This window comes from Roseovarius sp. 217, from assembly GCF_000152845.1.
Classification (GTDB): Bacteria; Pseudomonadota; Alphaproteobacteria; order Rhodobacterales; family Rhodobacteraceae; genus Roseovarius.
This window is the reverse complement of sequence record NZ_CH902584.1, coordinates 3,659,502-3,671,428: the sequence shown is the minus strand read 5'-3', so window position 1 is coordinate 3,671,428 and position 11,927 is coordinate 3,659,502. Positions and strand designations below refer to the sequence as shown.

The 11,927-nt window shown below is 60.9% G+C and carries 11 protein-coding genes and 1 tRNA gene; 7 read left to right on the top strand and 5 right to left on the bottom strand.

Translation table 11 applies throughout. From position 1 onward, the window contains the following. Positions 1 to 2 precede the first annotated feature (2 nt). Entirely contained in the window at positions 3 to 1,277 is a 1,275-nt protein-coding gene (gene eno, locus ROS217_RS17610) for a phosphopyruvate hydratase (protein WP_009819151.1), read from the top strand. Positions 1,278 to 1,509: 232 nt separating this feature from the next. Here eno and ROS217_RS17605 read toward each other — a convergent pair. Continuing rightward, positions 1,510 to 1,583: transfer RNA gene (locus ROS217_RS17605), tRNA-Cys, on the bottom strand. A gap of 171 nt (positions 1,584 to 1,754) precedes the next feature. Between ROS217_RS17605 and ROS217_RS17600 the strand changes: the two genes are divergently transcribed. The 3 genes from ROS217_RS17600 (at position 1,755) to ROS217_RS17590 (ending at position 4,794) form a co-directional block, all read left to right on the top strand. Then, positions 1,755 to 2,408: a protein-L-isoaspartate O-methyltransferase family protein gene (locus ROS217_RS17600; RefSeq protein WP_009819150.1), complete on the top strand. Its 654-nt coding sequence runs from the start codon at positions 1,755 to 1,757 to the stop codon at positions 2,406 to 2,408. Positions 2,409 to 2,445: 37 nt separating this feature from the next. Further along, positions 2,446 to 3,852, top strand: a complete 1,407-nt coding sequence (locus tag ROS217_RS17595; RefSeq protein WP_009819149.1) for a TolC family outer membrane protein — start codon at positions 2,446 to 2,448, stop codon at positions 3,850 to 3,852. A gap of 72 nt (positions 3,853 to 3,924) precedes the next feature. Continuing rightward, on the top strand, positions 3,925 to 4,794 hold the full coding sequence (locus ROS217_RS17590; protein ID WP_009819148.1) for a hypothetical protein: 870 nt from the start codon (positions 3,925 to 3,927) through the stop codon (positions 4,792 to 4,794). On the opposite strand, the gene ROS217_RS17585 is transcribed toward ROS217_RS17590, so the two are convergent. Beyond that, on the bottom strand, positions 4,779 to 6,245 hold the full coding sequence (locus ROS217_RS17585; protein ID WP_009819147.1) for a cobyric acid synthase: 1,467 nt from the start codon (positions 6,243 to 6,245) through the stop codon (positions 4,779 to 4,781). The two genes, ROS217_RS17590 and ROS217_RS17585, sit on opposite strands and share 16 nt — an antisense overlap. Before the next feature lie 154 nt (positions 6,246 to 6,399). Then, positions 6,400 to 6,720, bottom strand: coding sequence for a DUF6280 family protein (locus tag ROS217_RS17580; RefSeq protein ID WP_037248548.1), 321 nt, complete (start codon positions 6,718 to 6,720; stop codon positions 6,400 to 6,402). A gap of 217 nt (positions 6,721 to 6,937) precedes the next feature. Here ROS217_RS17580 and efp point away from each other — a divergent pair, with 217 nt between their 5' ends. From efp to ROS217_RS17565, 3 genes are all read left to right on the top strand, one after another. After that, on the top strand, positions 6,938 to 7,501 hold the full coding sequence (gene efp / locus ROS217_RS17575) for an elongation factor P (RefSeq protein ID WP_009819145.1): 564 nt from the start codon (positions 6,938 to 6,940) through the stop codon (positions 7,499 to 7,501). Positions 7,502 to 7,702: 201 nt separating this feature from the next. Beyond that, the gene (locus ROS217_RS17570) at positions 7,703 to 8,419 is read left to right on the top strand and encodes a c-type cytochrome (protein ID WP_083781561.1); all 717 of its coding nucleotides are present in this window, start codon (positions 7,703 to 7,705) and stop codon (positions 8,417 to 8,419) included. Positions 8,420 to 8,495: 76 nt separating this feature from the next. Then, on the top strand, positions 8,496 to 9,086 hold the full coding sequence (locus ROS217_RS17565; RefSeq protein ID WP_157046717.1) for a NapC/NirT family cytochrome c: 591 nt from the start codon (positions 8,496 to 8,498) through the stop codon (positions 9,084 to 9,086). Positions 9,087 to 9,113: 27 nt separating this feature from the next. On the opposite strand, the gene ROS217_RS17560 is transcribed toward ROS217_RS17565, so the two are convergent. Further along, the gene (locus ROS217_RS17560) at positions 9,114 to 10,721 is read right to left on the bottom strand and encodes a peptide chain release factor 3 (protein ID WP_009819141.1); all 1,608 of its coding nucleotides are present in this window, start codon (positions 10,719 to 10,721) and stop codon (positions 9,114 to 9,116) included. A gap of 41 nt (positions 10,722 to 10,762) precedes the next feature. Beyond that, positions 10,763 to 11,776 (bottom strand): Hint domain-containing protein, encoded by a 1,014-nt coding sequence (locus tag ROS217_RS17555; protein WP_009819140.1) that lies wholly within the window; start codon positions 11,774 to 11,776, stop codon positions 10,763 to 10,765. Positions 11,777 to 11,927 lie beyond the last annotated feature (151 nt).

Here is an 11,927-nt window from a genome sequence, read left to right as displayed (position 1 = left end):
CTATGAGCAGCATCATCGACATTCACGCCCGCGAAATTCTGGACAGCCGGGGCAATCCCACGGTTGAGGTCGATGTGACGCTGGAGGACGGCACCATGGGCCGCGCGGCGGTGCCGTCGGGCGCGTCTACGGGCGCGCATGAGGCCGTCGAGCGGCGCGATGGTGACACGGCGCGCTACATGGGCAAGGGCGTGCTCGAGGCTGTGGCCGCCGTCAATGGCGAGATCGCCGAGGCGCTGGCGGGTATGGATGCGACCGAGCAGGTCTCGCTCGACATGGCGATGATCGAGCTCGACGGCACACCCAACAAGGCGCGGCTTGGGGCCAATGCGATTCTGGGTGTGAGCCTGGCCTGCGCCAAGGCGGCGGCGGATTTTTCCGGCCAACCGCTCTATCGCTATGTCGGTGGCACCTCGGCCCGCGTGCTGCCGGTGCCGATGATGAACATCATCAACGGCGGCGAGCATGCCGACAACCCCATCGACATTCAGGAATTCATGATCCTGCCGGTGGCGGCGGAGAATATTCGCGATGCCGTGCGCATGGGGTCGGAGGTGTTTCACACGCTGAAAAAGGAACTGTCGGCGGCGGGGCTGGCGACCGGCGTGGGCGATGAGGGCGGCTTTGCCCCCAATCTGTCCTCGACGCGCGATGCGCTGGATTTCATTCTGAAGTCGATCGAGAAAGCCGGGTATCGCCCCGGTGAGGAGATTTACCTTGGGCTCGATTGTGCCGCGACAGAATACTACAAAGGTGGGAAATATGAAATTTCTGGCGAGGGTCTGAGCCTGAGCAGCGCCGAAAATGTTGCATATCTGCAAGCTCTGGTGGCGGATTACCCGATCATTTCCATCGAGGACGGCATGGCCGAGGACGATTGGGACGGCTGGCGCGCCCTGACCGACGCGTTGGGCGACAAGGTGCAACTGGTGGGGGATGACCTCTTTGTCACCAACCCCGTGCGTCTGGCGATGGGGATCGAGCGCGGGTGCGCCAATTCGATGCTGGTCAAGGTCAATCAGATCGGCACGCTGACCGAGACGCTGCAAGCGGTCGATATGGCGCATCGCGCGCGGATGACCAATGTGATGTCGCACCGCTCGGGCGAGACCGAGGATGCCACCATTGCCGATCTGGCCGTGGCCACCAATTGCGGGCAGATCAAGACCGGCAGTCTGGCGCGGTCGGACCGGCTGGCGAAATACAACCAGCTGATCCGCATCGAGGAAATGCTGGGCGAGACCGCGATTTACGCGGGACGAAGCATCCTGAAGTAAGTGGTCGCGCGGCATCTTCGGATGCCGTGCCCGCCCCTCTGGTGGCGTGATCCTGCAGGCGCGGCACCGGCAAGACAGGGCCGCGCGGGCGTCTCGGAGCGGTCTGTTGGAGGCGTGCCGGTTCTCTACCTCAACGGCCAGAGGTCATGGCGTCGAACCAGCCGTGCCGGATTAGTTGCGGCCTTATCCTGCCGACGGCGCCGCTATGGGGCAATCATGAAGAGGGGGCCAATGGAGGCGAGTAGGAGAATCGAACTCCTGTTCACGGATTTGCAATCCGCTGCGTCACCACTCCGCCAACTCGCCGCTCCAAGTGGTTGGGGTGAATTATATGATCGGGCGGGGCGGCGCAAGTGGGCAATGCGGTGTTTTGCATGGCCAGATTGCCCGAAGCGCATTGGACCTATTGCCGTTGCCGCCGGGTGGCTTCTGTGCGAAAACCTAAAGGATAGGATTCCGAACGCAAGAGTTTAGACCATGACAGACTATGCCGCGCGGCGCACGATGATGGTGGATACGCAAGTACGCCCGTCTGATGTAACCAAATTCCCGATCATCGACGCCATGCTCTCGGTCCCGCGCGAGGTGTTTGTACCGACCGCGTTGCGCGAGGCGGCCTATATGGGCGAGAACCTCGATCTGGGTGAGGGGCGGGTGATGCTCGATCCGCGCACGCTGGCCAAGATGTTGGACGCGCTGGAGATCGAGGGCGACGATCTGGTGCTCGATATCGGGCCGGCCTATGGGTATTCCGCAGCCGTGATTGCCCGCATGGCCGAAGCGGTTGTCGGGGTCGAGGACACAGCGGCAATGGTCGAAGAGGCACAGCGCACTCTGTCCGAGCAAGGTGCCGACAATGTGGTGATGCATGAGGGGCCGCTTGCGGATGGTGCGCCGGAGCATGGACCCTACGACGTAATTACTGTGCAGGGTGCGGTTGCCCATCTGCCCGAGGCGTTGCTTGCGCAACTCAAGGACGGCGGGCGCATCGCCTGTCTGTTCATGGAGGGGGCCTTGGGTGTGGTGCGGATCGGTTACAAGATCGACGGTCAGATCAGTTGGCGTTACGCGTTCAATGCGGGCGCGCCGATCCTGCCCGGATTTGAAAGGCACGCGGCCTTTACCCTGTGACGGGACGGGCGCGGCAAAAAAAGAGAGAGTGCAGAGCATGAAAACAGGAAACGTGCGGGCCCTCGGCTTTGTGTTTGGACTGACGGTTCTGAGCGTCGTGCCGCTTGCGGTCCGAGCGGAGACCTTGGCTGACACGCTCAAGAGTGCCTATATCAACAGCGGCTTGTTGGACCAGAACCGTGCCTTGCTGCGGTCTGCCGATGAGGATGTGGCGCAGGCTGTGGCCAGCCTGCGGCCGATTATCGACTGGACCTCTGGGATCAGTCTTGATTCAAGTGATACGCGGTCTCAAACGATCAACCGCAATACGACCTCGACCTCGCTCAACCTTGGGATCACGGGGAGCCTGCTGCTCTATGATTTCGGACGCAGTGATTTTTTGACCGAGTCGGCCAAAGAGATCGTTCTTGCGACGCGACAGACCCTGATCAGCGTTGAGCAATTTGTGCTGCTGACCGGCGTGCAGGCCTATATGAACGTGATCCGCAATCAGGAGTTCGTGGCGCTGCGTCAGAATAACTTGCGGCTCTTGCGCGAAGAATTGCGGGCTGCGCAGGATCGCTTTGATGTGGGTGAAGTCACGCGGACCGATGTGGCGCAGGCGGAGTCCGCCGTGGCACTGGCGCAGAGCGGGCTGGCGGCGGCGCAGGGCGACCTGACCAGCGCGATCGAGGAATTCCGCGAGGCGGTGGGGCGCGATCCGGGGCCTTTGCAAACACCGGGGGATTTGCCGCAACTTGGCGAGAATGTCGATGCCGCCAAGGCCGTGGCCGTGCGGCGTCATCCCGACATCTTGCAGGCGCAGCACAATGTTGCGGCGGCAGAGTTGAACATCCGGGCTGCCGAGGCCGCTTTGATGCCCACGGTGAATCTGACGGCGCGGATCGGAGCGTCTGAGGATCTGGATGGGCCCGACATGTCGCGCACCGGCAGCGTCGGGGTCGAATTGCGTGGTCCTATCTATCAGGGCGGGCGTTTGAATTCGGCTCAGCGTCAGGCAATGGCGCAGCGCGATTCGCAACTGGCGCAGCTGCATCTGGCCGGGCTTCAGGTGAAGCAGGACGTGGGCAACTCCTATGCCAATCTGCGCGCTGCGCGGGCAAGCCGCACCGCGAGCCGCGAGGCCGTGCGCGCCGCTCAGGTCGCCTTTGAGGGTACGCGCGAAGAGGCGACGTTGGGCGCGCGCACCACGCTGGACGTGCTGGATTCCGAACAGGATCTGCTGGATGCGCAGGCCAATCTGATTTCGGCCAATGCAGATGTGGTGATTGCGGCCTATTCGGTGTTGGCGTCGATTGGTGAATTGACGGCGCGGGATCTCAATCTGGGTGTGCAGACCTATGATCCAACCGCCTATTACAATCTGGTCAAGGATGCCCCGATCGCCATCAGCCCACAGGGTCGGAAACTCGACCGGGTGTTGCGGGCAATTGGAAAGAACTGAAAAGTTTTTGAATCGGTTGTGCGAGGTCGTCCTGAGGGGTAAACTGCCCTCAGGCAAGAGTGGTATAAAAATATGTCCGACCCCGTGACCAATGTGGAAATCGAGGATGTCCTGTCGTCGATCAGGCGGCTGGTGTCGAACGGTCAATCCGATCGCAGCCCTGAGACGAAAGCCGTGCCGCATGGAGTTTTTGACGCCGGGGCGGAGCGGTTGGTGCTGACCCCGTCCTTGCGGGTGGATGGCACGCGGCGGGCGGACACCGCGCCCGATGTCGCAGAGGTGCCGCTTGCTGAGGAAACTCTGTCGGATCACATGAGCATATGGGAGTCCGAAGCAGATCCCGAGACACCCGTGCAGGACAGCCTGTCCGAGGACACCACACCAGAAGATCTGGAGTCGGACAATCACGAGCCGGAAGCTCTTGTGGTTGAGCAGCCAGAGACCGAGGCGCAGGGTGAGCCCGAAGCCGAGCTGCAACGTGACCTTCAATCCGAGCTGGGCACGCAGGCTGCCGAGTTTGAGGCGCTCGTGGCCGGACGGGACGATCAATGGGAGCCGGATGGTGCATCCGGGGACGATTACGCTGGGGGTCCGGTTTCGGCGATCACCTGGACTGAGGCGGTTGAGCCTTCAGAAGAGGATGAGGCATCAGCCGATCCTGATTGGGCCGAGGCGGATGATCTTGGCTCAGAGCGCCATACGCAAAACTGGCAGGATGCGGAGGACGCGCAGGAGAGCGCGGAGCAATCGTCTGGGGCGGGGCGCACCGATGCTCTGTTTATGGATGATGCGGTTCTGGACGAGGACGCGTTGCGCGATCTGGTCGCCGAGATCGTTCGGCAGGAGTTGCAAGGCGCGTTAGGGGAGCGGATCACCCGCAATGTGCGCAAACTCGTGCGCCGCGAGATTCACCGGGCGCTGACCAGTCAGGATTTCGACTGAGCCGGGATTTCCGCGCTGAGCGACAAGAGCAGATCAAGGTCCATGTGCCGCTCGAGATGTGCGGCCAAGGCATCGAGCGTCGTCTCGACATCGGCCCCATAGCGCAGGTCTGACACGGCACCCAATCCCGCGAGAAACGCAGCGCGAAACGGGTCTGAGGCGAAAAGCCCATGCAGATACGCGCCGCGCACCCGACCACTGGCCGAAGCGGCCCCTTCGGGGCGATCCCCGACGTGAAGCCATGCGCGGGCGCAATCCGGGCCGGTTGTGGTGCCGAGATGGATTTCATAGCCCTCGACGGTCTCGCCGCTGGCGAGATAGGTGGCCTGCGTCAAGGCCAGCCGCTTTTCCGGCTTCATGACAGTGACCACATCGAGATGCCCCAGCCCGGCGACCGACGCGGGCGGGCCTTCGATGCCCTCGGGATCTTCGATCCGTTGGCCCAGCATCTGATAGCCGCCGCAGATGCCCAGCACATGCCCGCCGCGCCGGATATGGGCGGCAAGGTCGATATCCCAACCCTGGGCGCGGAAATGCGCCAGATCGGCGATGGTGGATTTGCTGCCGGGGATCAGTACCAGATCGGCATCCCCGGGCAGGGGCTGGCCTGCGGCGATGATCTCGACGGTGACGTCCGGTTCGCTGCTCAGAGGATCCAGATCGTCGAAATTGGCAATGCGACCCAGTCGGGGGACCACCACTTTGAACGCGCCGCCCTTTGTCGAGGCGATGTCCATCACATCCTCTGCCGGAAGGCGCCAGGCATCGGCGAACCACGGCACGACTCCAAGTGAGGGCCAGCCCGTGCGCGCCGCTATCTCGTGCAGGCCGTCGTCAAACAGGCTGACATCGCCACGAAACTTGTTGATGGCAAACCCCTTGATCCGTGTGGCATCGTCGAGGGGAAGCACGGCTTGGGTGCCGACGATTTGCGCGATGACGCCGCCCCGGTCGATATCGCCGACAAGGATCACTGGAACGCCAGCAGCCTCGGCAAAGCCCATGTTGGCGATGTCACCGGCGCGTAGGTTGATTTCCGCCGGGCTGCCTGCGCCCTCGATCAAGAGAAGATCGGCTGTGGTGGCGAGGCGGTGAAAACTCTCCAATGTCGGAGCGAGCAATTGTGGCTTGGCACGGGCATAATCGCGGGCGCGCAGTGTGGCAAAGCGGCGGCCCTGCACGATCACCTGCGCGCCGATGTCGCTCTCGGGTTTGAGCAGGACCGGGTTCATGTCGGTGTGGGGCGCACGGAAGGCGGCCAAGGCCTGAAGCGCCTGTGCGCGGCCAATCTCGCCGCCATCCACCGTCACGGCGGCGTTGTTGGACATGTTCTGCGGCTTGAAGGGGGCGACGTTCAGGCCGCGTCGGGCAAAGGCGCGGGCGAGCCCTGCGACCAGCATCGACTTGCCCACATTCGAGCCAGCCCCCTGAATCATGATCGCGCGTGTCATTCCGATGTCCCGTTGCTGTCCTTGGGCGGTGATACAAAGTGCCGGGGCGCAGCGGAAGGCAGATCACGTCACAGCGTGCCGTTTTCCCGACCCAAAAGCAAAAGCCCTGCCAAAATTGGCAGGGCCTCGACTATTCGGCGGAGTGTGCTGCCTCTCAGGCGGCTTCGGCCTGTGCGGCGGCATTGCGGCGCTCGCTCTCTTCGCGAGAGAGGGCCACGGAGGTGCGCACGCCTTTGGATACGAAATCCATCAGGCCAGACACAACGCGTTCATTCGGGTCAATTCCGGCGCAGGACAATACTTCGCGTCCATCGCGGGACCGTGCCCAGCGGGCAATCTGCTCGGGGCCGTTGCCATATTTCTTGTCGTCGGAAATGGCATCATCCAGCGCGGCCAGTACGACGGCCGCAAAGAGTTTACGAGCACGGTTGCCCTGTTCGGCATTGAAAGCCGTACCGTCAACGAAATCCTTCATCATTCGTCCTTGTTCTTATTGCTCTTGCGTTTTGGGCGTGACGGACCTTATGGCGGAGTTTTTGTGATTCGGATAGAGCACATATGCATAACTTCTATGCAAATACTGCATATCTCCGCCCGACACGTAACGACATTTCGTTGTCTTGCCACCCATCATCCCTCCAGATATAGGGAGCAACAATCCCTTATCAACCTTTTGTCATGGTTTGAACGCAATGCCCAAGATCAACGGAAACGAAATTCGCCCCGGCAATGTGCTGGAACATAACGGTGGCCTCTGGGCCGCGGTCAAGGTCGATCATGTGAAACCCGGCAAGGGCGGCGCCTTTGCTCAGGTCGAGATGAAGAACCTGCGCAACGGCACCAAACTCAACGAACGGTTTCGCAGCGCCGACAAGGTGGAGCGGGTGCGGCTGGAACAGAAGGACCAGCAATTCCTCTATGAAGAGAACGGCAAGCTGGTGTTCATGGATACCGAAACCTATGAGCAGATCGAACTGCCCGCCGATCTGTTGGGCGAGCGTCGTCCGTTTCTTCAGGATGGCATGACCATCACGGTGGAATTCCACAACAGCGAAGCGCTGCATGCCTCCTTGCCGCAAAAGGTGACTTGCAAGATCGTCGAGACCGAGCCGGTGGTCAAAGGCCAGACGGCTGCCAACAGCTTCAAGCCTGCCATCCTCGACAATGGAGTCAAGGTCATGGTGCCGCCGTTCGTTGGTCCGGATGAGGATATCATCGTCAACACCGAGACCATGGAATATTCCGAACGCGCCTGAGGGCGTATCTCGGCTCTGTAGGCGGTCCGTGGTGGCAGGTCAGATGCGGCCTGTCACGCGACCGCAGTCAAGAGCCTTTGGTTTAACGTGATGATCTGCATCAAGATAAACCTTTTGAGACTGGCATATACTCCGAACGGGGAGGTCATCTGAGAATTGGCTCTCAGGTCCATTCCTCCCTTGTGGTTTTGGAGGAATGCAATGATTTTTCAAGCAAAGACCAAGACGTGTGGTTTGCCAGTGATGTTGGCGGCTCTGTCTATGGTAGCCGGAACTGCGGCCTATGCCGCCGATGAAGGCTCGATCGCGCGGGGTGGCCGGCTCTATGACAAGTGGTATTCGGTAATCGGACAAGACGCACCGGCCGCGTCGCACAAGCTGTATCCCACGGAGGCGGAATACGCCGACAAGCCCGGAACAAATTGGCGCTGCAAGGAGTGTCATGGCTGGGACGGCATGGGTGTGGATGGCGCCTATTCCGGGGGCAAGCATTTTTCCGGGATCAAGGGCATAAATGGCATGAAAGGTGGCGATCCGGCGGCGGTTGTTGCGCTCTTGTCGGCCCCGGCGCATGGATATGGTGACTATCTTGGCGAGCAAGATCTGACTGATCTGGCGAATTTCGTGGTCCAAGGGCAGGACGCCTATGCCGATTACGTCAGCGACAGCAAGATTGTCGGGGACGTCGAGCGTGGCAAGCAGGTCTTTGGCACCGTCTGCGCCAATTGCCATGGAGCAGACGGAAAGCTGCCCAAGGAAATGCCTCCGCTGGCCTCGCTCACCGGCAACCCGTGGGAGTTGATGCACAAGGTGCTGAACGGTCAGCCCAAAGAAGTAATGCCTGCGCTGCGGGCGTTCGATCACCAGAACGCAGCGGATGTGATCGCCTATATCGAGGCGGAATTGCCCAAGGAATAGTGCGCGACCGCGCCACATGAACGACCGGGCGCACATTGATGTGCCCGGCGCAACTCTTTGGGAAGCAACAGTGATGATGAAACGTTTTAAACAACTGTGGCACTGGTTCACACGGCCTAGCGTTCTGATTGGGCAAGGGGTGCTGCTGGTGATTGGTGGGATCGGTGGGATCATCTTTTGGGGCGGATTTCACACCGCCATGGAGGCAACCAATACGTTAGAGTTCTGCGTCTCCTGCCATGAGATGCGAGACACGGTTTATGAGGAATACAAGACCAGCGTGCATTACAAGAATGCGTCTGGAGTGCGTGCCATCTGTTCGGATTGCCATGTCCCGCATGAATGGGGCCCAAAGGTGGTGCGCAAGATCCAAGCCAGCAATGAGCTTTGGCATACGCTGCGCGGAACCATCAACACGCCGGAGAAATTCGAGGCCAAACGCGAGCAGCTTGCCATGCATGTCTGGGCAACGATGAAAGCTACAAATTCGCGCGAATGCCGCAACTGTCACAGTTTCGAAGCCATGGATTTCGACAAGCAGGCACGCCGCGCCCGCGAAAAGATGGAAGTTGTGGCCTTGGAGGGCCATGCGCCAGACGGGTCTTCAACCTGTATAGATTGCCACAAGGGCATTGCCCACTCGCTGCCAAAGGTGGAACGCGATTGAGCGCGGCGCGACGGATGCCGCGCCGGTTCAGACCATCATCTCTTTGGTTGCCGTCAGCGTGACATCGGGGTAATCGCGTGCAACGCGGTCAATGTCCCATTGCAGGCGTGTCAGATAGACGATGTCACCATCATGGTCATGGGCGATGTGTTGCTTGTTGGCGTCAGTGAATTTCTCAACCGCCAGCTTGTCACCCGATACCCAACGGGCAGAGGTGAATTGCGAGCCCTCAAAGCGCACCGGCAGACCGTATTCCAGCTCGATCCGGCTGGCCAGAACCTCGAATTGCAGCGCGCCCACGACGCCGACAATAAAGCCCGAGCCAAAGGCCGGTTTGAAAACCTTGGCGGCCCCCTCTTCGGCAAATTGCATCAGCGCCTTTTCCAGATGCTTTGCCTTCATCGGATCGCCTGCACGCGCCTGTTGCAAGAGTTCCGGCGCAAAGGACGGGATGCCGGTTACGCGCAGGGCCTCGCCTTCGGTCAGGGTGTCGCCGATGCGCAATTGGCCATGATTGGGGATGCCGATGATGTCGCCGGCCCAGGCCTCTTCGGCGAGTTCGCGGTCGGCGGCGAGAAAGAGCACCGGGGCCGAGACCGTCATCGGTTTCTTTGAGCGCACATGCGTGAGCTTCATGCCGCGTTTGAAATGACCCGAGGCGAGGCGGACAAAGGCCACGCGGTCGCGGTGTTTGGGGTCCATATTGGCCTGCACCTTGAAGACAAAGCCAGTGACGGCGGTTTCTTCGGGGGCAATGGCGCGGGGAGTGGCCTTTTGCACCTGCGGTTCGGGACCATAGGTGCCGATGCCGTCCATCAATTCCTTGACGCCAAAGGAGTTGATCGCGGACCCGAACCAGATGGGCGTCATATGACCCTCAAGCACCGATTGCGGATTGAGGGCGGGCAGGAGTTCGCGCGCCATCTCAATCTCTTCGCGCAGCTTTTCGATGAGGTTAGCGGGCACATGCTGGGCCAGTTTTGGATCGTCCAGCCCGTTGATCTTGATCGATTCCGCTACCTTGTTGCGGTCGGCGCGGTCCATCAGTTCGAGACGATTGTTCAGCATGTCATAGCAGCCAACAAAATCGCGCCCCATGCCGATGGGCCAACTGGCCGGGGTCACGTCGATCGCAAGGTTCTGCTGAATTTCGTCTATGATATCAAAGGTATCGCGCGCCTCGCGGTCCATCTTGTTGCAAAAGGTCAGGATCGGCAGATCGCGCAGGCGACAGACCTCAAAGAGTTTCTGGGTCTGGCTCTCAACGCCCTTGGCCCCGTCGATCACCATCACGGCGGCATCGACTGCCGTCAGCGTGCGGTACGTATCCTCGGAGAAATCCGAGTGGCCGGGCGTATCCACGAGATTAAAGCGGAAGCGGCCAAAGTCGAAGGACATGGCCGAAGCCGAGACCGATATGCCCCGGTCCTTTTCCATCTGCATGAAGTCCGAGCGCGTGCGCCGCGCCTCGCCCTTGGCGCGCACTTGCCCGGCCATCTGAATGGCGCCGCCATACAGGAGGAACTTTTCCGTCAGGGTCGTCTTGCCCGCATCCGGATGCGAGATGATCGCAAAGGTGCGGCGGCGGGCAATCTCTGCCGGCAGATCGGGGCGGTTTGAAAGGGTGTCGAACATGGGGCCGGATATAGAGGGCTGGACGGTGCGGCGCAATATGCTCAGCGCGTCGACGCCCGTTTGAGAATGTCGGCAGCATTGGGGTGATTGAGCAAGGCTTGACCGACTTCGAATTGCAGGTGGCTGGGGGCGTTCTTGCCCGCGATTTGCTGGCTCAGCGCCTCTTTGAGATCGGCAGGAAGGGCGGCACTGGTGCGGGGATCGACCAGCAGGGTTTCGGCGGCGATGCCTTCGGCATAGATGATCTGATGCCGATCAAAGAGCAATTGCACATAGTCGACAAAACCGCCGCTCTCGCGGCGCACGGTATCGCCGTTGACCAGATGCCTCGCGCGCACCAGCACCTCGGCGCGGCCAGCGCCCAAGGCATCGGAGCGCTGATAGATGAAGAGCCGGTGGTCGGGGCTGACCAGCAGGTCGTGTTCATTGTGCAGCGCACCCGCCGCGATCCGGATGGGCGCGAAATCACCCACTGCGCGCACTGTCGACTGCCCGACCCAACGGATTGGTCGCACCCCGTCATCGCGGGTCAGGACCATGTCGCCGGGTGCGAGGGTTTCGACCCGGCGCTGTTCGCCTGTCGCCATGGTGATATGGGTGCCGCGCGAAAAGGACACGCAGGCCACCTGCGCAAAACGTTGCAGCACATCGTCAGTGTCGATCCCGACCAGCGCATAGCCGGTCTTGGGCCGCATCTGGGCCAGCGGCATGGCAAAGACCTCGACCACATTGCCCGCGTCATCGACCTCGACCAGAACCAGCATTTCGGTGGTGCGCCCGGTGCCGGACATCAGGGTGAGGCAGCTGTCCAGATGCACCTGAGCGCCGGGGCGGCCCATGTCGGAATTCTGCGCGATGGTAAAGGGAGCGCCCCCCTGAAGCGACAGCGAGAGGCGGAATTGCCGGGCCTGCGCCTGCAATTCGTAGACATCATCGAGATCGAGTTCGGCGGCAAAGGACAGTGCGTCGCCCATATTGGCCCCGTTGACCACACGAAAATCAAGCCCCTGATAGACTGAGATGATGTGATCGGACAGGGCAGTGTCAGAGGTCATTGACGGGGGCGTTTCCAAAAGCTGGGAAAAGAGCGATTTCCATTCAGGTCCGCTAGCTTAGGTGTATGGCCCCATGGCGTCAATGTGGCGGAGAAACCGGGCCTCGGCGGGTGGTCCCCGTCACGTCCCCCTGAGAGGCGGGTTTTGGTAA

Excerpts from the sequence above, each read along its gene's own strand:
- ROS217_RS17570 (WP_083781561.1), top strand. The coding sequence starts at position 7,703 with ATGATTTTTCAAGCAAAGACCAAGACGTGTGGTTTGCCAGTGATGTTG.
- ROS217_RS17565 (WP_157046717.1), top strand. The coding sequence starts at position 8,496 with ATGAAACGTTTTAAACAACTGTGGCACTGGTTCACACGGCCTAGCGTT.
- ROS217_RS17560 (WP_009819141.1), bottom strand. The coding sequence starts at position 10,721 with ATGTTCGACACCCTTTCAAACCGCCCCGATCTGCCGGCAGAGATTGCC.
- ROS217_RS17595 (WP_009819149.1), top strand. The coding sequence starts at position 2,446 with ATGAAAACAGGAAACGTGCGGGCCCTCGGCTTTGTGTTTGGACTGACG.
- ROS217_RS17580 (WP_037248548.1), bottom strand. The coding sequence starts at position 6,720 with ATGAAGGATTTCGTTGACGGTACGGCTTTCAATGCCGAACAGGGCAAC.
- efp (WP_009819145.1), top strand. The coding sequence starts at position 6,938 with ATGCCCAAGATCAACGGAAACGAAATTCGCCCCGGCAATGTGCTGGAA.
- ROS217_RS17555 (WP_009819140.1), bottom strand. The coding sequence starts at position 11,776 with ATGACCTCTGACACTGCCCTGTCCGATCACATCATCTCAGTCTATCAG.
- eno (WP_009819151.1), top strand. The coding sequence starts at position 3 with ATGAGCAGCATCATCGACATTCACGCCCGCGAAATTCTGGACAGCCGG.
- ROS217_RS17600 (WP_009819150.1), top strand. The coding sequence starts at position 1,755 with ATGACAGACTATGCCGCGCGGCGCACGATGATGGTGGATACGCAAGTA.
- ROS217_RS17585 (WP_009819147.1), bottom strand. The coding sequence starts at position 6,245 with ATGACACGCGCGATCATGATTCAGGGGGCTGGCTCGAATGTGGGCAAG.
- ROS217_RS17590 (WP_009819148.1), top strand. The coding sequence starts at position 3,925 with ATGTCCGACCCCGTGACCAATGTGGAAATCGAGGATGTCCTGTCGTCG.